Annotated in this window: 15 protein-coding genes; 11 read left to right on the top strand and 4 right to left on the bottom strand. The window is 58.4% G+C overall.

The genetic code is table 11. The annotated features are described in order from the left end of the window. Positions 1 to 7: 7 nt before the first annotated feature. Positions 8 to 1,372 (bottom strand): nucleotide 5'-monophosphate nucleosidase PpnN, encoded by a 1,365-nt coding sequence (gene ppnN, locus RT657_RS12040; RefSeq protein WP_313654730.1) that lies wholly within the window; start codon positions 1,370 to 1,372, stop codon positions 8 to 10. Positions 1,373 to 1,540: 168 nt separating this feature from the next. Continuing rightward, the gene (queF, locus tag RT657_RS12035) at positions 1,541 to 2,386 is read right to left on the bottom strand and encodes an NADPH-dependent 7-cyano-7-deazaguanine reductase QueF (protein ID WP_313654728.1); all 846 of its coding nucleotides are present in this window, start codon (positions 2,384 to 2,386) and stop codon (positions 1,541 to 1,543) included. Between the two features lie 62 nt (positions 2,387 to 2,448). Between queF and syd the strand changes: the two genes are divergently transcribed. The 4 genes from syd to RT657_RS12015 all read left to right on the top strand — a co-directional run bounded on the left by syd (position 2,449) and on the right by RT657_RS12015 (position 5,151). Continuing rightward, positions 2,449 to 2,997: a SecY-interacting protein gene (syd, locus tag RT657_RS12030; protein ID WP_313654727.1), complete on the top strand. Its 549-nt coding sequence runs from the start codon at positions 2,449 to 2,451 to the stop codon at positions 2,995 to 2,997. Positions 2,998 to 3,583: 586 nt separating this feature from the next. Continuing rightward, positions 3,584 to 3,913: a YqcC family protein gene (locus tag RT657_RS12025; protein WP_313654725.1), complete on the top strand. Its 330-nt coding sequence runs from the start codon at positions 3,584 to 3,586 to the stop codon at positions 3,911 to 3,913. Continuing rightward, positions 3,913 to 4,692 carry a tRNA pseudouridine(65) synthase TruC gene (gene truC / locus RT657_RS12020; protein ID WP_313654724.1) on the top strand — a complete coding sequence of 260 codons (780 nt, stop codon included), beginning with the start codon at positions 3,913 to 3,915 and terminating at the stop codon, positions 4,690 to 4,692. The genes RT657_RS12025 and truC overlap by 1 nt, the downstream gene beginning before the upstream one ends. Positions 4,693 to 4,704: 12 nt before the next feature. After that, positions 4,705 to 5,151, top strand: coding sequence for a flavodoxin (locus tag RT657_RS12015; protein WP_313654722.1), 447 nt, complete (start codon positions 4,705 to 4,707; stop codon positions 5,149 to 5,151). Between the two features lie 64 nt (positions 5,152 to 5,215). Here RT657_RS12015 and garD read toward each other — a convergent pair whose 3' ends face one another. After that, a complete protein-coding gene (gene garD / locus RT657_RS12010; protein WP_313654721.1) occupies positions 5,216 to 6,775 on the bottom strand; it encodes a galactarate dehydratase in 1,560 nt (519 codons plus the stop codon). 573 nt (positions 6,776 to 7,348) lie between these two features. Between garD and RT657_RS12005 the strand changes: the two genes are divergently transcribed. The 6 genes from RT657_RS12005 (at position 7,349) to RT657_RS11980 (ending at position 14,377) form a co-directional block, all read left to right on the top strand. Next, positions 7,349 to 8,710, top strand: coding sequence for an MFS transporter (locus tag RT657_RS12005; protein WP_313654720.1), 1,362 nt, complete (start codon positions 7,349 to 7,351; stop codon positions 8,708 to 8,710). Next, a complete protein-coding gene (locus tag RT657_RS12000; RefSeq protein WP_313654718.1) occupies positions 8,707 to 10,053 on the top strand; it encodes an enolase C-terminal domain-like protein in 1,347 nt (448 codons plus the stop codon). Before RT657_RS12005 ends, RT657_RS12000 begins: the two co-directional genes overlap by 4 nt. Before the next feature lie 10 nt (positions 10,054 to 10,063). Next, positions 10,064 to 11,395 (top strand): glucarate dehydratase, encoded by a 1,332-nt coding sequence (gene gudD, locus RT657_RS11995; RefSeq protein ID WP_313654717.1) that lies wholly within the window; start codon positions 10,064 to 10,066, stop codon positions 11,393 to 11,395. Positions 11,396 to 11,439: 44 nt separating this feature from the next. Next, positions 11,440 to 12,210 carry a 2-dehydro-3-deoxyglucarate aldolase gene (gene garL, locus RT657_RS11990; protein WP_313654715.1) on the top strand — a complete coding sequence of 257 codons (771 nt, stop codon included), beginning with the start codon at positions 11,440 to 11,442 and terminating at the stop codon, positions 12,208 to 12,210. Continuing rightward, positions 12,194 to 13,114, top strand: a complete 921-nt coding sequence (gene garR / locus RT657_RS11985; RefSeq protein ID WP_313654896.1) for a 2-hydroxy-3-oxopropionate reductase — start codon at positions 12,194 to 12,196, stop codon at positions 13,112 to 13,114. The genes garL and garR overlap by 17 nt, the downstream gene beginning before the upstream one ends. 72 nt (positions 13,115 to 13,186) lie before the next feature. Beyond that, a complete protein-coding gene (locus RT657_RS11980; RefSeq protein WP_313654714.1) occupies positions 13,187 to 14,377 on the top strand; it encodes a glycerate kinase in 1,191 nt (396 codons plus the stop codon). 73 nt (positions 14,378 to 14,450) lie between these two features. Here RT657_RS11980 and barA read toward each other — a convergent pair whose 3' ends face one another. Beyond that, the gene (barA, locus tag RT657_RS11975) at positions 14,451 to 17,180 is read right to left on the bottom strand and encodes a two-component sensor histidine kinase BarA (protein ID WP_313654713.1); all 2,730 of its coding nucleotides are present in this window, start codon (positions 17,178 to 17,180) and stop codon (positions 14,451 to 14,453) included. A gap of 92 nt (positions 17,181 to 17,272) precedes the next feature. Here barA and rlmD point away from each other — a divergent pair, with 92 nt between their 5' ends. Continuing rightward, entirely contained in the window at positions 17,273 to 18,589 is a 1,317-nt protein-coding gene (gene rlmD / locus RT657_RS11970) for a 23S rRNA (uracil(1939)-C(5))-methyltransferase RlmD (RefSeq protein ID WP_313654712.1), read from the top strand. Positions 18,590 to 18,614: the final 25 nt, after the last annotated feature.

Raw genomic sequence — 18,614 nt, 5'->3', positions numbered from 1 at the left:
CTCCTGTTTATTTGATAATTTCGTAGCAGGGGATGTAGGCGGTGCCAGGCAGTTTCATACGTTGCTGCGCCACAAATCCCTGCAGCAGTTCATCCATCCGGTGCATGATGTCGGGATCGCCATGCAGCTTATAGCGGCCCTTCTCACGGATCTCGCGGATCCCCATCTCTTTAACGTTACCGGCGACGATGCCTGAGAAGGCGCGACGCAGGTCGGCAGCCAGTTTTTCAGGTGACTGATTCGTATAGAGATTGAGGTTAGCCATATTCTCATGGGTCGGGAGGAAGGGCACCTGCAGATCGGGTTCAATGCGAATCGACCAGTTAAAACTATAGGCGTCACCGGTTTCACGACGATTCTCTTTGACCTGCGGCATCGCTTTCTTCATCAGACGGGCGACTTCCGCCGCATCGTTGATGATGATCTGATAATGCTTACGCGCCTGTTCGCCCAGTGTGTTGACGATGAAATCATCCAGCACGCGGAAGTAGTCGGCACTCTCTTCGGGGCCGGTCAGAATCAGCGGCAGCAGCTGGTCATTGTTCTGCGGATTCATCAGAATGCCCAGCAGGTAGAGCAGCTCCTCTGCGGTGCCGACGCCGCCCGGGAAAATGATGATGCCATGCGCGATGCGCACGAACGCTTCCAGACGTTTTTCGATATCCGGCATGATGATCAGCTCGTTCACCAGCGGGTTCGGCGGTTCTGCCGCAATGATTGACGGTTCGGTCAGGCCAATAAAGCGGCTGTCACGGTAGCGCTGTTGCGCATGGCCGACCGCCGCCCCTTTCATCGGCGCTTCCATCACACCCGGCCCGCAGCCGGTACAGATGTTCAGCTCGCGCAGTCCGAGCTGCGTCCCGACATTGCGGCAGTATTGATACTCAACAGCGTTGATGGAGTGACCACCCCAGCAGACCACTGTGTTGGGGTCTTCACCGATATGCAGGGCCCGCGCATTGCGCAGAATAGAAAACACGGTATTGGTGATCGTGACAGAATCGTTTTCGTCGGCTGCGGTAAGCCGCCCTGGTGAGTTGAGCTGTCCGCTGACAAACAGAATGTCACGCAACACGGCAAACAGGTTCGCCTGCAGCGAGCGGATAATGCGGCCATCCACGAACGCCTCTTCCGGCGGATTGATCAGTTCCAGTTTAACGCCGCGCTCCTGGCGCAGCACATTGATGTCGAAATTTTCAAAGCGGGAGAGCAGTTCGTGGCTGCTGTCGGTCTGGCTGCCGGAATTCAGTACGGCCAGAGAGCAGTTGCGAAAAAGCTGGTAGAGGTCGCTGCTGGCTGTGCGCTTGAGCATATCGACTTCCAGCTGCGAGAGCAGATCCATTGAGCCAAGAGGGCTGATGTGGGTAATCAAATGAGCTCCTTTACACCCGCCTGGGTGCGTGTTGGCACTGCAACGGCAGTGACGAAAATCCCGGGGCGGCATCCATACGTTGCCGCCAGCACCAGAGTAGCCTTGTCAGCCCGTACAGCTCAAGCGGAACTGCGTGCGCAGCATGCAGCCTGCGAGAAATCTCGCAAACTACTGACGAACCAGCCGTGAAAAGCCGGGCGTGAAGGGCACATTGGTGCGCCACGGGTTGATGTCCAGTCCGCCACGCCGGGTGTAACGCGCATACACCGTCAGGGCCTCCGGATGACAGAAACGCATCACATCATTAAAGATGCGCTCGACACACTGCTCATGAAACTCGTTGTGCTGGCGGAATGAGATCAGATAGCGCAGCAGAGCTTCACGATCGATGCGTGGGCCTTTATAGCGGATCATCACTGAGCCCCAGTCCGGCTGATTAGTGATCAGGCAGTTAGACTTAAGCAGATGGCTGACCAGCGTCTCTTCAACAATTTCGCTGCCTGCGGCATTGGCCAGATAGTCAGCATTGAAGCGATAATCCTCAATGGTGATGTCCTGCTCATCAATACAGCAGCCGCCGAAATGTCCGATTGGCTGGCCTTCCACCTCACTGAGCCGGAACAGGGCAACCCGCACCTCACCTTCTGCGCAGGCGCTCAGATCACGCTCCAGCGTCTGCCGGACGTCGCCCCAGTCGGCAAAGCGGGTCTGATTAAAGCTGTTCAGGTAGAGTTTGAAACTCTTTGATTCGATAAGGTTGCGGCTCTGTGCGTCCAGCACCACTTCACCCACGGCGACCTGCGGCAGGCCTTTGCTGTTAAGCCATGACAGCTCATACAGGGTCCAGATATCGCCGCCGGAAAAGGGCAGGCTGTCGGGAAACAGGCCAAGAGGTTCACGGTTCAGGCTGCGCGGCACGGCCTGCAGCAGGTCTTTGTCATAGCGATCGTGATAGGCTGTGGGTTTGCCCAGCGTCAGGTTGCTGAGCGCCTGATCCTGTTCGTGAGTAGTCATTGCGGTTACCACCAAAATTAATCAAAGTGGCTAAGTGTAACCCATCAGAAGTGAGAATATGAATGATGCAGCAAACTGCCGCCGCGTTGCGCGACTTTACCCAGCGCTACTGCCAGCTCTGGCTTCAGCAGACCGGTCACGCACCGGCCAGCAGCGATCTTTACGGTGTGCCGTCGCCCTGTGCGCGGGAAGATCGCGACCAGCAGGTACTGTGGCAGCCGCAGCCTTTTACGCTGCCGCCGACGCTGGAGGCTATTGAGCGCGCCATCGATCTTCAGCTTCAGCCGTCAGTGACGGCGTTCTACACCACGCAGTTAGCGGGCGACATGCGGGCCACGCTGGGCGAGCAGTCGCTGACCCTGCTGCAGGTCTGGAGTGAAGAGGACTTTTTGCGGTTGCAGGAGAATCTGATTGGGCATCTGGTGATGCAGCGTCGGCTCAGGCAGTCGCCGACGCTGTTCATTGCCACCACGGATTCAGAGGAGGAGATCGTTTCGATCTCTAATCTGACAGGCGAGGTGATCCTGGAGCAGCCGGGCCGGAAACAGCGCACGGTTTTAGCTGAAAGCCTTGAGATATTTCTTAAGTCATTACAACCGGTTATCAACTGAATTACAGTGATTTGCCGCTGCGCTTGTAAGAGATCTCTTACATCTTCTGTGAGAGATCGCTCTATCATTTCTGAGACATTCCGAAGACCAGAATGTAAAAATATTGTGAATCATAAACTTAATGGCGATTATCTGAATTTGCACCGCACATTTCGTAAAGTTTTGCTGTAAGTCCCTTGTGCGCTTTACGCATTCTGTCAAAATGTTTCTCGCTGCAGGACGCTCAGGAAACGGAATCGTCAGGACTATGATAAGCCATGAGGCAGGAACGTAACGGAGTTTACGGCACACGGAAGGTTTCAGGATGAAACAGGAACGCTCAGGATTGAGCAAGGGACACCTCCAGGATGGAGAATGAGAGCCCCTCAGAAGAGGTGGCGGGCCTGGATGCTAAGGATACATCAGGACGATGCGCGACAGGAGTTCGCACTGGACAAGTTGTCATGGAAGAGCAGGGAGCACTAACGTAGCGGGATGGCTGCAAACGAACCGGGAGCACTGTTTATACAGTGCTCCCTTTTTTTGTGCCTGTGCCAACAAGTGATATGCTTGCCGCCCATTTTTAACGGCTCGCTGGAGGTGGCGTATGACGCCCGAACAACTGATTACGCAAAGGCTGGAACAGCTGGAAGCGGTGATGCGTGAACATCAACTCTGGCAGAGTACGCCGCCGCCGGAAGGCGCGCTCGACAGTCGTGAACCTTTCTGCATGGATACGCTGGCGCCGCTGCAGTGGCTGCAGTGGGTGCTGGTCCCGCGGATGCACGCCCTGATTGCGGCCCGGCATCCGTTACCACAGAACTTTGCCGTTGCTCCCTATTACGAAATCGCGCTGGTGCCTGATCAGCCGGGTATTGCGCCCCTGCTGCGGACCCTGCGTCAGCTTGATGCACTGCTGCAGGATGCGGATCACTGATGCTGGAAATAGTTTATCAGGATGAGTGGCTGGTGGCGGTCAACAAACCCAGCGGCTGGCTGGTTCATCGCAGCTGGCTGGATCGGCATGAAACGGTGTTTGTGATGCAGACCGTGCGCGATCAGATTGGCCAGCATGTCTTTACCGCGCATCGCCTGGATAAACCGACCTCAGGCGTACTGCTGATGGGACTTTCCAGCGAAGTCGGTCGTCTGCTGTCCCAGCAGTTTGAACAGCATCAGATGCAGAAAACCTACCACGCCGTCCTGCGCGGCTGGCTGGAGAGCAGCGGGACGCTCGACTATCCGCTGGTAGAAGAGCGGGATAAAATTGCGGATAAGCACGCCAGCGAACCGCTTACCGCCCAGTCGGCGATCACGGATTATCAGGCGCTGGCGACCGCCGAGATGCCGGTCAGCATTGGCCGTTATCCCACTTCGCGTTACAGCCTGGTCGAACTCTCACCCCGTACCGGTCGCAAGCATCAGTTGCGTCGCCACATGTCACACCTGCGCCATCCGATTATTGGCGATTCGGCGCACGGCGATCTGCGGCAGAACCGGGGCGCCGCGCAGCACTTTGGTGCTAACCGGCTGATGCTGCACGCCAGCAGTCTGGCGCTGACCCATCCGGTAACCGGTGAGCCTTTGCTGATACGCGCCGGGCTGGATAGCGTCTGGCAGAATCTGATGCGTCAGTTTGGCTGGCAGGATGCACTGCCGGAGGTGCCGCGGGTTGAGTTTGCTGCCGCGCCAGGCGAGGATAAGGTTTCAGAATAAGGGAGAAAGCAGATGGCAAAGATTGGCATTTTTGTAGGCACGGTATACGGCAATGCGCTGCTGGCGGCAGAAGAGGCGGAGCCGATTCTGCAGCAGCAGGGTCACAGCGTGACGCTGTTTGACGATCCGACGCTGGCCGACTGGCAGGCGTTTACCAGCGATGTGGCGTTGATCATCACCTCAACGACCGGTCAGGGCGATTTTCCCGACACCCTTTCAGGTCTGTACCATGCGATAAAAGATAAGCTGGGGCATCAGCCCGCGCTGCGCTATGGCGTGATTGCATTGGGTGACAGCAGCTACGACCATTTTTGTGGCGCGGGCAAAGCTTTTGATGCGCTGCTACAGGAGCAGGGTGCACAGCGGGTCGGTGAGACGCTGCTGGTAGATGCCACCGAGAATCCGGAGCCGGAAGCGGTCACCTCTCCCTGGGTTGAAGCCTGGGGCGCACAGCTCTGACGCCGCCGCCAGGCTTATCGCGGCGTAACCATCTTAAGATAAGCCTGGCCCGGGCGCCGCACGATCAGGTGACCGGGGCCGGATTAAACACGGCCAGCTGGTTACGGATCCCCCAGCGATCGGACCAGGTCTGTTTCCGGCCGCTGGCGATATCCAGAATCAGTTCAAACAGTCGCCAGCCCACCTGTTCAATACTCTCTTCGCCAGTGGCAATCGTTCCGGCATTGATATCCATCAGATCGTGCCACCGCTCGGCCAGGGCATTTCGTGTCGCCATCTTGATCACCGGGATCGCCGCCAGGCCATAGGGCGTGCCGCGGCCCGTGGTAAAGACCTGCAGAGTGATGCCAGAGGCCAGCTGCTGCGTGCCGCAGACAAAATCGCTGGCGGGCGTCGCCGCATAGATCAACCCGCGTCGCGTGGGGCGCTGGCCGGGGGAGAGCACTTCGACAATGGCGCTGCGGCCCGACTTGGCGATTGAGCCAAGTGCCTTTTCCACCACGTTGGCCAGCCCGCCTTTTTTATTCCCCGGCGACGGGTTGGCACTGCGATCGGTCTGGCCCTGGTCGAGATAGTCATCGTACCAGGCCATCTCCTCCAGTAAACGCTTACCAACCTCCTGATTAATCACCCGCGGCGTCAGCAGATGAATGGCATCGCGGACCTCGGTCACTTCCGAGAACATGACCGTCGCGCCACAGCGCACCAGCAGATCGGAGGCGAAGCCCACCGCCGGATTGGCGGTCACGCCGGAGAACGCATCACTGCCGCCACACTGCATGCCGACAATCAGCTCGGCTGCGGAGCAGGTTTCGCGCTGGCGCTGATTCAGCCGCTGAAGATGCCGCTCCGCGACCTGCAGAATCTCCTGCACCATCGCGCCGAATCCCACCAGTTTTTCATCCTGCAACCGCACGATGTCGCCGTCATCCAGCGAGATCGCCTGCACGTCAGCGGTGCCGGTGAGCAGACGCTCCGGCTGTAACTTCTCGCAGCCCAAACCGACGACCATCACTTCGCCGCCGAAATTGGCATTCAGCGCCAGGTTGTGAATAGTGCGAATCGGCACCACCGCCGCAGGCGCATTGATCGCGACGCCGCAGCCATAGAGATGATTCAGGGCGACCACGCCATCCACATTAGGATAACGCGGCAGCAGATCCCGCTCGATAATCTGTACGACATAATCGACCACACCCGCCACGCAGTGCACACTGGTGGTAATGCCGAGCAGATTGCGCGTGCCGACACTGCCATCCGCATTGCGATAGCCTTCGAAGGTATAGCCCTCCAGCGGCGGCAGCGCGGGTGGCACCTGCGTGGCTAGCGGCAGGCTGGCCAGCGGCGGGGCGTCCGGCAGCGCGACCAGCGACTCATCAATCCAGCTGCCCTGCGCGATATCCCGCAGCGCATAGCCAATCACTTCGCCATAGCGCAGGATCGCCTCGCCCTGGCGAATCGCACTCAGCGCCACCTTGTGGCCCTGTGGAACATGCTCGGTCAGCGTCAGCCCGTCTGCAAACCGGGTTCCGGCGGGCAGACCCTGGCTGTTAACCACAATGGCCACGTTGTCATGCTCATGGACTTTGATATAGAGCGGTTGTTCATCTGTTTTAGAATTCATCGCTTACTTTTACCTCTGTCGCGCCAGCGTTATGCGGCACGCTGTAGTGATCTGACCTGTCACACCGTGGTTTGCCAGCTTCAGTATAAGGAGCCGGGCCGGCGCGCGCATTGTGCAAATGTCCACCATTAAGGCGCTTCATCCTGCCGTTTTAAGTCGGTTATCCAAAAGCAAGCGAAGATCCTCACAAACCGTGGGTGAAAGCGTCGCCCGAGGCACCGACAGACGATGAAAAACGCACTTTCGTGAGCTATCCCGCAGACTTTTGTGCATCCGCAAGAGAATCACTCTTATACCCTCTTTATTCCAGGGCAATGCGCCAATGTGCTGGCCGCAGGCTGTTCATATACTGAGTCCCGTTAGCCAAAGTCAGGTTATCTGTCACGACGTATTACTCATCCGGAAAAGGCGACAGGGTGCCTGAATCGCCGCATTCGCCAGACTCCGGATGGATAAATAAAGGTTTGCCAGAACAAAAAATCGCCGTGTTTAACCCAACTTCTCTCTGATACCCAACGCGATGTGTATGCAGTCAGAGCGAATGTAGCTCACGCTATATTTCAGGAGTGCATCATGAATAGTTTCAGCCAGACCGCGGAAACGGTGCAGAAACGCACTAATGCCCGTTACTGGATTGTGGTGATGTTGTTTATCGTCACCTCATTCAACTACGGTGACCGCGCCACCATTTCCATTGCCGGTTCGGCGATGTCTAAAGATATTGGCCTGGATTCAGTCGGACTCGGCTATATCTTCTCTGCGTTCTCATGGGCCTATGTTATCGGCCAGATCCCCGGCGGCTGGCTGCTCGATCGCTTCGGCTCAAAACGGGTCTATTTCTGGAGCATCTTCACCTGGTCGCTGTTTACCCTGCTGCAGGGCTTCGTCGATATTTTCAGCGGCTTCGGCGTCATCATGTCGCTGTTTATTCTGCGCTTCCTGGTCGGTCTGGCCGAAGCACCCTCTTTCCCCGGTAACAGCCGCATCGTGGCGGCCTGGTTCCCGGCACAGGAGCGCGGCACGGCGGTGGCGATCTTCAACTCGGCACAGTACTTCGCCACCGTGATCTTCGCACCCATTATGGGCTGGCTGGTTTCCGCCGTGGGCTGGTCGCATGTGTTCTGGTTTATGGGGGGGCTGGGCATCATCCTCAGCTTTATCTGGCTGAAGGTGATCCATGATCCCAACGATCATCCGGGCGTCAACAAGGCGGAACTGGCGTACATGGAGCAGGGTGGCGCGCTGATCAATATGGATGCCAGAAAAGAGAGCCGCAAAGTAAGCTGGAGCGAAAAGTGGTTCCAGATCCGGCAGCTGCTCACTTCCCGCATGATGCTGGGGATCTACCTCGGTCAGTACTGTGTTAACGCCTTAACCTACTTTTTTATCACCTGGTTCCCGGTCTATCTGGTACAGGCACGCGGCATGTCGATTCTGAAAGCGGGTTTTGTTGCCTCTGTTCCGGCGGTGTGCGGCTTCCTCGGCGGCGTGCTGGGCGGGGTGATCTCCGACTGGCTGATGCGTAAAACCGGCTCGCTGAATATTGCCCGCAAAACCCCCATTGTGCTGGGCATGCTGCTCTCCATTTCGATGGTGATGTGTAACTACACCGACACCGAATGGATGGTGGTGTTCTTTATGGCGCTGGCGTTCTTTGGCAAAGGCATTGGCGCGCTGGGCTGGGCGGTAATGGCGGATACGGCACCGAAAGAGATCAGCGGCCTGAGCGGTGGCCTGTTCAATATGTTTGGTAACTTATCCGGCATCGTGACGCCTATCGCCATCGGCTACATCATCGCCACCAGCGGATCGTTTGAAGGGGCACTGGTCTACGTCGGTATCCATGCCTTTGTCGCCGCCTTCAGTTTCCTGGTAATTGCCGGAAATATCAGACGTGTCGAACTGAAAACCTGGACCGGTAAGGACGCCTCATGAATACACAAAGCTCACCGATTATTACCGACATGCAGGTTATCCCGGTCGCGGGTTACGACAGCATGCTGCTCAATATTGGCGGCGCACACAACGCCTGCTTTACCCGTAACCTGGTGGTGCTCACCGACAGCGCCGGGCATACCGGCGTCGGTGAAGCGCCGGGCGGCGACACCATCTATCAGACGCTGGTGGCGGCCATTCCGCAGGTAAAAGGTCAGCAGATCGCCCGGATGAATCGTCTGGTGCAGCAGGTCCATCAGGGGAATCAGTCAGCCGATTTCACCACCTTTGGCAACGGCGCCTGGACCTTTGAGCTACGGGTCAATGCAGTCGCTGCGCTGGAAGCGGCGCTGCTTGACCTGCTGGGACAGTGCCTGGGCGTGCCGGTGGCCGAACTGCTCGGACCCGGCAAACAGCGGGACGAGGTCACGGTGCTGGGCTATCTGTTCTATCTCGGCGATCGCCGCAAAACCGATCTGCCCTATCAATCGGGCGAGCAGGCCACGCATGACTGGTATCACCTGCGTCATCAGGAGGCGCTGACCAGCGAGGCCGTCGTCAGGCTGGCCGAGGCGGCACAGGATAAGTATGGCTTCAAAGATTTCAAGCTCAAGGGCGGCGTACTGCCGGGCGAGCAGGAGATCGCGACGGCGGCGGCGCTGAAGCAGCGCTTCCCTGACGCGCGTATCACGGTCGATCCAAACGGGGCATGGCGGCTGGATGAGGCGATAACCTTCTGTAAAGGGATGCAGGATGTGCTGAGCTACGCCGAAGATCCCTGTGGCGCAGAGCAGGGGTATTCGGGACGTGAAGTCATGGCCGAGTTCCGGCGCGCCACCGGCCTGCCGGTCGCCACCAATATGATTGCCACCAACTGGCGTGAGATGAACCACGCGGTGATGCTCAATGCGGTCGATATTCCGCTGGCTGACCCCCATTTCTGGACGCTCAGCGGGGCGGTCCGGGTCGCCCAGCTGTGCGATGAGTGGGGACTGACCTGGGGTTGCCACTCCAACAATCACTTCGATATTTCGCTGGCGATGTTTACCCACGTTGGTGCCGCCGCACCGGGTCATCCGACCGCGATTGATACGCACTGGATCTGGCAGGAGGGCGACCAGCGCCTGACCAAAAATCCGCTGCAGATTCGCAACGGTAAGATCGCCGTGCCGGAGGTACCAGGTCTCGGTGTCGAACTTGACTGGGATCGGGTGAATAAAGCCAGCCAGCTTTATCACGCTTTGCCCGCCGGGGCGCGAAACGACGCGACGGCGATGCAGTATCTGATCCCGGGCTGGACGTTTGATCGCAAGCGCCCGGCATTTGGCCGCAAAACAGCATAAGGAGCAGGAGATGAGTTCAACACCAAAAGTGACCGCCATGCAGGTAATTCCGGTGGCAGGCTACGACAGCATGCTGCTGAACCTTAGCGGTGCGCACTCACCATTCTTTACCCGCAACATTGTGATCATTAAGGATAACGCTGGCCACACCGGCGTCGGCGAAATCCCGGGCGGCGAAAAAATTCGTCAGACGCTGGAGGATGCTGCGGCGCTGGTGATCGGCAAAACGCTGGGCGAGTACAAAAATACCCTCAATCTGGTGCGCAGTACCTTTGCCGACCGCGATGCCAGCGGGCGCGGCAACCAGACGTTTGATCTGCGCACCACGATCCATGTGGTGACCGGCATTGAGGCGGCGCTGCTTGACCTGCTGGGCCAGCATCTGGGGGTTAACGTCGCCTCGCTGCTGGGTGACGGGCAGCAGCGCGACCGCGTGGAGATGCTCGGCTATCTGTTCTATATCGGCGACCGCACGAAGACGTCGCTCGCTTATCAGAGCCAGCCGGACGACCCATGCGACTGGTACCGGCTGCGCCACGAAGAGGCACTTACCCCGGATGCCGTCGTGCGTTTGGCGGAAGCGGCTTACGAAAAATATGGCTTCAACGATTTCAAGCTGAAAGGCGGCGTACTGCGCGGCGGCGAAGAGGCTGAAGCGGTGACGGCGCTGGCGAAGCGTTTCCCTGACGCGCGGATTACGCTCGACCCGAATGGCGCCTGGTCACTCAACGAGGCGATCATCCTCGGCAAGCAGCTCAGAAATGTGCTGGCCTACGCGGAAGATCCCTGTGGCGCTGAGCAGGGCTATTCAGGCCGTGAAGTCATGGCAGAGTTCCGCCGCGCGACCGGCCTGCCGACCGCGACCAATATGATCGCAACAGACTGGCGGCAGATGGGCCACACCCTGTCGCTGCAGTCGGTAGACATTCCGCTGGCCGATCCGCACTTCTGGACCATGCAGGGTTCGGTGCGGGTGGCGCAGATGTGTCACGACTTTGGCCTGACCTGGGGCTCCCATTCAAACAACCACTTCGATATTTCGCTGGCGATGTTCACCCATGTAGCCGCGGCCGCGCCGGGCGCGATTACCGCCATCGATACCCACTGGATCTGGCAGGAGGGTAATCAGCGCCTGACTAAAGAGCCGTTCCAGATTAAAGGCGGCATGGTGCAGGTGCCGCAGAAACCGGGTCTCGGCGTTGAGCTGGATATAGACCGGGTGATGCAGGCCAACGCGCTCTATCAGAAGCAGGGACTGGGCGCGCGCGACGATGCCGAGGCGATGCAGTTTTTAGTGCCGGGATGGACTTTCGATAACAAGCGCCCGTGCCTGGTTCGTTAACCTTTCGGGCTTCCCCGCGGAGCCCTCTTCACAGGAGTTGAAACATGAGTAATGCAGCCTGGGCCAATGGATTTCGTCGCCGCCTGCTAGCGGGCGACACCCTGATCGGCAGCTGGTGCGCCCTGGCCAGTCCGATCTCAACGGAAATCCTGGGGCTGGCCGGTTTTGACTGGCTGGTACTCGATGGTGAACATGCGCCTAACGATATTACGACATTTGTCCCCCAGCTGATGGCGCTGAAAGGCAGCCAGAGCGCCGCCGTGGTGCGTCCACCCTGTAATGAGCCGGTGATCATCAAGCGTCTGCTGGATATCGGTTTCAGCAACCTTCTGGTGCCCTTTGTCGAAACCAGAGAAGAGGCGCTGCAGGCTGTGGCGTCAACCCGCTATCCGCCTGCCGGTATTCGCGGTGTCTCGGTCTCTCATCGCAGCAATATGTACGGCACGCTGCCCGACTATAACCAGCAGATCAATGACAACATCACGGTGCTGGTGCAGATCGAAACCCAGCAGGCGGTCGACAACATTGACGCCATCGCGGCGGTCGACGGGGTCGACGGGATTTTTGTCGGACCGGGCGATCTCTCGGCTGCACTGGGCTACCTCGGTCAGCCCGCGCATCCGGAGGTGCTGAAAGTGATTAAACACATTTTTGAGCGTGCCCGGGCGGCCGGTAAGCCGAGCGGCATTCTGGCACCGGTGGAGGCGGACGCGCGTCGCTATCTGGAGTGGGGAGCCACCTTTGTGGCGGTCGGCAGCGACGTCGGGCTGTTCCGCAACGCCTCGCAGGCGCTGTGCGATAAATTCAAGCGCTAATTCATCAAGGAGAAACGCAATGAAAATTGGCTTTATTGGTCTGGGCATTATGGGCAAACCCATGAGTAAAAATCTGCTGAAAGCTGGCTATTCGCTGGTGGTACGCGACCACAATGCCAGCAACGAAGCGGAGCTGGCTGAGCTAGGGGCGACCGTGGCGAAATCGCCAAAAGAGGTGGCTGAGCAGTGCGATGTCGTGATTACCATGGTGCCTAACTCACCGCAGGTAACAGAGGCCTGCCTGGGGAAAGAGGGCATTATCGAGGGCGCGAAGCCGGGTCTGGTCGTAATCGACATGAGTTCAATCGCGCCGCTGGCGAGCCGGGAAGTGCATGATGCACTGGCAGAAAAGCAGATAAAAATGCTGGATGCACCTGTCAGTGGCGGTGAACCCAAAGCGATTGAGGGCACGCTCTCGGTCATGGTCGGTGGCGATAAGGCGGTGTTTGATCAGTGTTACGACATCATGAAAGCGATGGCAGGTTCGGTCGTCCATACCGGCGATATCGGTGCAGGCAACGTCACAAAACTGGCTAACCAGGTGATCGTGGCGCTGAATATTGCGGCGATGTCCGAGGCCCTGTCACTGGCGATCAAAGCGGGCGTCAATCCGGATCTGGTTTACCAGGCGATTCGTGGCGGGCTGGCAGGCAGCACGGTGCTGGATGCCAAAGCACCGATGGTGATGGATCGTAACTTCAAACCCGGCTTCCGCATCGATCTGCATATCAAGGATCTGGCGAACGCCCTGGATACCTCGCACAGTATCGGCGCGCATCTGCCGCTGACGGCGGCGGTCATGGAGATGATGCAGGCGCTGCGCAACGACGGGCAGGGTAACGCCGACCACAGCGCGCTGGCCTGCTATTATGAGAAGTTAGCGAAGGTTGAAATCGCCCGCTAAACCCGATGCCGGTCCTCCGAAACCGGACGGGTTCAGATCCGTTTCAGTTACTCAACAGTGCTCGGATTGCCTATGAAAATCGTAATCGCACCGGATTCATATAAAGAGAGTTTATCCGCCCTGGATGTGGCATCGGCGATTGAAGCGGGTTTCCGTGACATCTTTCCCGATGCGCATTACGTGAAAATACCGGTCGCCGACGGTGGCGAAGGCACGGTAGAAGCGATGGTGGCGGCGACGAAGGGAAAGATCGTCAGGCTGAAGGTGACCGGGCCGCTGGGCACGGAGGTTGATGCCTTTTATGGCCTGTCCGGCGACGAGTCAACGGCCTATATCGAAATGGCCGCGGCCAGCGGGCTGGAGCGGGTGCCTGCCTCTCAGCGCGATCCGCTGATCACCACGTCGTTTGGCACGGGTGAACTCATCAGGCATGCGCTGGATAAAGGCGTTGATCACATCATCATCGGCATCGGCGGCAGCGCCACCAATGATGGCGGTGCCGGGATGATGCAGGCACTGGGCGCACAGTTGCTGGACGCCAGGGGTCAGCAGATCGGCCACGGCGGTGGGGCGCTTGCCCGGCTTGCCAGCATCAATATCGACGCGCTGGACGCCCGTCTTCAGCACTGCCGCATTGAGGTGGCCTGCGACGTATCCAATCCGCTGACCGGCAAAGAGGGCGCCTCGGCAATATTCGGCCCGCAGAAAGGGGCGACACCGGCACTGGTGCAGCAGCTCGATCAGGCGCTGGCGCACTATGCCGCGATCATTCAGCGCGATCTCGATATTGATGTACTGACTCTTCCGGGCGGTGGCGCAGCGGGCGGGATGGGGGCCGCGCTGCACGCCTTCTGCCACGCGGAGCTGCGGCGTGGCATTGAGATTGTCACGGAAGCGCTGGGGCTGGCAGAACAGGTGAAAGATGCTGACCTGGTGATCACCGGAGAGGGGCGTATCGACAGCCAGAGTATCAATGGCAAGGTGCCGATCGGCGTCGCCCGCGTCGCAAAGCGGTTTAACAAGCCGGTCATTGGCATCGCGGGAAGTCTGACAGCGGATGTGGGGGTTGTGCATCAGCACGGCATTGATGCGGTCTTCAGCGTGCTCTACAGCATCTGTACCCTGGATGAGGCCCTTGCCAGCGCCGGAAAAAACGTTGAGATGACGGCGCGTAATGTGGCGGCCACGCTGAAGCTGGCCGGATTTGATGCCCTCCTGGCGGCGCCCGACCAGCCGGCCAGCACGGGTTTAAGCGCAATCTGACAGGCCATAAGTGCTTTCTCGCAACGTTAGTGGGGCCGCGCCTGCGGCCCTGAAGTCCGGTCGCACGTTACCTTTACGTCATGCCCAGCAGCTGCCGGGCTTCTCTGGCGACGTTCTCCATCTCATCCTGTAACTCCAGCAGTTCCGGCTCCAGCGCGGCGATATCGCTGACTTCAGGCAACTCTCTTTCCAGCTGGTGACAGAGCTGCTTCATGCGCGGCACGCCGCTGTAACTGGCACTGCCATGCAGCTTGTGAATGATTTCGCGCAGGGCGCTGACGTCGTTGTCCGCCATGAACTGCGCGATCTTCGCGTGCACTTCCGGCAAAAATTCCAGCAACATGCGCAGTAAATCGCGCGCCAGATCGGGCTTATTGGCTGCCTGTCGCAGCGCCAGTTGCCAGTCCAGCGTCGGCAATATCGCAGGCAGCTCCGGCACAGACACCACCGGCGGTGGCGTGTAGCGCGCCAGCAGCTGTCTTAACTTGCTCTCATCAATAGGTTTGGCAAGATAGTCATTCATGCCCGCCTTAATTAACTGCTCGCGTTCGCCATCAATCGCATGGGCGGTAACCGCCACGATGGGGGTACTGGCGTGATGCGGCAGGGTGCGGATGATTTCGCTGGCGCGAATCCCATCAATGTCAGGCATCTGAATATCCATCAGAATCACATCCAGCGCGTGCTGACGGGCCTCCCGTATGGCGTGTCCGGCGTTGCTGCACAGCAGGATATTCTGCACCTGCTCCTCCAGCAGCGCGCCAATCAGCTTGAGGTTAGCGGGGTTATCGTCCACCGCCATGACCGTCAGTGGCAGACGGGGAGACGGTGGCAGTTTGCTCATCTGGCGGGTGTGCAAGTCCAGCATCATGGGCAGCAGGCGCGTCAGGGAAATCGGCTTCGCGATGCAGCCATCAATGCCGCGCCCTTTCAGCTCATCGGCCAGCAGCATCATCGGACTCGGTAGTGCCATCAGCACGTTATCTGCCCGCTCCAGCAGCGTATTGATCCTTCTTTCACTGAGCAGTTCAGGCTGGCTGACATCGACCGGCATCGCCATCAGCAGCAGCGGGTAATGAGCCTCTTTTAATCCCTCCAGCGTTTCACTGTAGTCGATCTGCAACGGCGTGGCGCTCAGCATCTCCAGTGCCGCGCTGGCCACGATGGTATCGGCCTCCACATAGGCGATGCGCGTCTGCGATAGCGCATCCAGTACGCGAGGCATGCCTGGCGCATTCGGGTTAAGATCGAGCTGCACACGTATGACAAAGGTTGAACCCTGATCCGGCTGGCTGCTGAAAGTGATATCGCCGCCCATCTCCCGCACCAGTTTCTGAGTGATGACCAGCCCCAGCCCGGTTCCGCCGTGCCGGCGCGAAATACTGGCATCAGCCTGACGAAAGGCCTGGAAGAGCTGGGTCTGCTGCTGCTCAGAGATGCCGATGCCGCTGTCCTCTACCTGAATTTCCAGCTCGACCCGTGACTGGGTGATGGCGCGCTGCCCGACGCGCAGGCCTACATACCCCTGTTCAGTAAATTTAATCGCATTGCCGATCAGGTTAGTCAGGATCTGCTGCAGACGCAGCGCATCGCCAATCACGTTGTCCGGCACGCTACTGTCACACACTACCGTCAGCTCCAGCCCCTTCTCATGCGCCGAAGGGGCGAGCAGTACCAGCGTCTCATCCAGCGTGGCGCGCAGCGGGAAGGGGATCGCCTCCAGCATCAGCTTGCCCGCCTCCAGTTTCGAAAAGTCGAGCACGTCATTGATAATGCTGAGCAGGTTGTTGGCCGAGCGTTCAATGGTCTGCATGTAGTCGCGCTGGGTCGTGCGCAGCTGGGTTTTCAGCATCTGCCGGGTAAAGCCCAGCACCCCATTCAGCGGCGTACGCAGCTCATGCGACATATTGGCCAGAAACTCCGACTTGATGCGTGCCGCTTCCTGGGCGCGCTTCTTGGCCAGATCCAGCTCCACATTCTGAATCTCCAGCTGTTCCAGCGTTTCCCGCAGATCGTAAGTCGCCTGATCGATATTGTGCTGCATCTCTTCGTGATAGGCGGTCAGCGACATCGCCATGGCGTTGATACCGTTCTTCAGAATGCTGAGCTCGCCCAGCATGTAGCCTTCCACGCGGCTGTCGAGCTGGCCGCGCCGGATGCGGTCAACGGTGGTGACCATATTGCGGATCGGCCCGGTGACGTCGCGCATCAGACGATAGGCAAACAGCATGGCGAGACAGAGGCAGAAGAGCAGCATCAGGGTCGCCACAAACACTTCTTTATACTGCTGGAGGCGTACTGACTGCAGATCCAGCTCAATTGCCACATAGCCCAGCGGATTGCCTGAGGGTTTGGCGCCCACATCAGGTAGCTCATCCGCGTCGTAGCGCTCGCTGGTGATCGGGGTGCGCAGAATCAGCAGGCTGCCGTGACGCTCCATTGAGACATCATCGGGCAGGGCGCGGATATCCGCCTGCTGGTGCAGGCTAAGATTCTGCTTGTGATTAGAGGTGACGTAGAGCTGGTTCTGGTTATCAAACACCGAGATTGCTCTGACGATGCCTGAATGACGGCGGTGCAGCAGGCTGACCAGTTTACGCATGGCATCACGATCGTGCCAGGTCATGCTGTATTCGCTGGAGATCGCCAGCGGTTCGATGATGTTAGCTCCGGCCTCGATGACCTGACGCTGCAGCTCATTGTAGCGGTGCACCACAAAAAATGAGCTGAGCAGCAGGCCAACCATCAGCACAGGTGCCAGAATTAAAATCATCATTCGCGCCCGCAGGCTGTATTTGGTCATAATAGTCGCCTGGCTACTCCGGCATTAACGTTCCTGTGCAGGCTGTCGGTGACACGCTGCAGGCCGTATCGATAAAGAGAAAGAAGAACACTATGGCGCAATTTTACGTTGCAAAACAGCGCGTGACGACGCAACAGCGTATCACCGTCACCATCGATGAACTCGACCCGTTCGGACAGGGCGTGGCGCGCCACAAGGGTAAAGCCCTGTTTGTCACGGGCGCTCTGCCGGGTGAACAGGCGGAGGTCACGCTGACAGAGGATAAACGTCAATTTGCCCGGGCGAAAGTGACACGACTGCTCAGCCGCAGTCCGGCACGCGTGACGCCACGCTGTCCGCACTATGAACGCTGCGGAGGTTGCCAGCAGCAGCATGCGGACGTGGCGCTTCAGCAGCAGAGTAAAGCGCAGGCGCTGAGCCGGATGCTGAGCCAGTCCGCTGCCCGGGATGTGCCGGTCGACGAGGTGATTGCCGGGGCGCCCTGGGGCTACCGTCGTCGCGCCCGGCTGGGCCTGCAGTGGCACAACAAGGCGCAGCGCTTGCAGATGGGATTTCGTCAGGCGGCTAGCAACGATCTGGTTGATGTGCAGCACTGCCCCATTCTGGTGCCCGAACTTGAGGCATTACTGGTTCCGCTGCACCACTGTCTCAGCGGACTGCGCGCGGTAAGGCGGCTGGGTCACGTGGAACTGGTGCTGGCGGACAATGGTCCGCTGATGATTCTGCGTCATCTTGATGCGCTGCATGCGGACGACCGTGAAAAACTGGAACAGTTTTCGCATAAGCATCAGCTGATGCTGTTTCTGGATGCGGGCGATGATGCGCTGACCGCGTTACAGGCGTCGACACCGTTTTATCAGACTCATCAGCTTAAGCTAACCTTTAGCCCACAGGATTTTATTCAGGTTAACGATGGCGTTAATCAGCAGATGGTGGCAACGGCGATAAGCTGGCTCGATCTGCAGCCTGAAGACCGGGTACTGGATCTGTTTTGCGGCATGGGAAACTTCACACTTCCTATAGGAATCTTCGTACAAAATGTTGTAGGTGTGGAGGGGATTGCAGCATTAGTGCGGCAGGCAGCGTATAATGCCGAATTGAATAATCTTAAAAATGTCAGTTTCTTTCAGCACAATCTGGAAGAAGAGGTGTCGCGCCAGCCGTGGGCGGCACAGGGATTTAACAAGGTATTACTCGATCCGGCACGTGCCGGGGCTGCGGGCGTTATGGCGCATGTGGTTAAACTTGCCCCGGAACGCGTGGTCTATGTTTCGTGTAATCCCACAACACTTGCCCGCGACAGTCAGACATTGCTGTCGGCTGGCTACCAATTGGAAAGGGTCGCGATGCTGGATATGTTCCCTCATACCCGTCATCTCGAATCCATGGTGCTGTTCAGAAAAACATAAGCGATGTATGTCGTTGTGCAGGAGA

Source organism: Pantoea sp. (assembly GCF_032114055.1).
Lineage (GTDB): Bacteria > Pseudomonadota > Gammaproteobacteria > Enterobacterales > Enterobacteriaceae > Pantoea.
This window is presented reverse-complemented; position numbering and strand designations above follow the sequence as displayed.

Excerpts from the sequence above, each read along its gene's own strand:
- queF (WP_313654728.1), bottom strand. The coding sequence starts at position 2,386 with ATGACTACTCACGAACAGGATCAGGCGCTCAGCAACCTGACGCTGGGC.
- syd (WP_313654727.1), top strand. The coding sequence starts at position 2,449 with ATGATGCAGCAAACTGCCGCCGCGTTGCGCGACTTTACCCAGCGCTAC.
- RT657_RS12025 (WP_313654725.1), top strand. The coding sequence starts at position 3,584 with ATGACGCCCGAACAACTGATTACGCAAAGGCTGGAACAGCTGGAAGCG.
- truC (WP_313654724.1), top strand. The coding sequence starts at position 3,913 with ATGCTGGAAATAGTTTATCAGGATGAGTGGCTGGTGGCGGTCAACAAA.
- RT657_RS12015 (WP_313654722.1), top strand. The coding sequence starts at position 4,705 with ATGGCAAAGATTGGCATTTTTGTAGGCACGGTATACGGCAATGCGCTG.
- garD (WP_313654721.1), bottom strand. The coding sequence starts at position 6,775 with ATGAATTCTAAAACAGATGAACAACCGCTCTATATCAAAGTCCATGAG.
- RT657_RS12005 (WP_313654720.1), top strand. The coding sequence starts at position 7,349 with ATGAATAGTTTCAGCCAGACCGCGGAAACGGTGCAGAAACGCACTAAT.
- RT657_RS12000 (WP_313654718.1), top strand. The coding sequence starts at position 8,707 with ATGAATACACAAAGCTCACCGATTATTACCGACATGCAGGTTATCCCG.
- gudD (WP_313654717.1), top strand. The coding sequence starts at position 10,064 with ATGAGTTCAACACCAAAAGTGACCGCCATGCAGGTAATTCCGGTGGCA.
- garL (WP_313654715.1), top strand. The coding sequence starts at position 11,440 with ATGAGTAATGCAGCCTGGGCCAATGGATTTCGTCGCCGCCTGCTAGCG.
- RT657_RS11980 (WP_313654714.1), top strand. The coding sequence starts at position 13,187 with ATGAAAATCGTAATCGCACCGGATTCATATAAAGAGAGTTTATCCGCC.
- barA (WP_313654713.1), bottom strand. The coding sequence starts at position 17,180 with ATGACCAAATACAGCCTGCGGGCGCGAATGATGATTTTAATTCTGGCA.
- rlmD (WP_313654712.1), top strand. The coding sequence starts at position 17,273 with ATGGCGCAATTTTACGTTGCAAAACAGCGCGTGACGACGCAACAGCGT.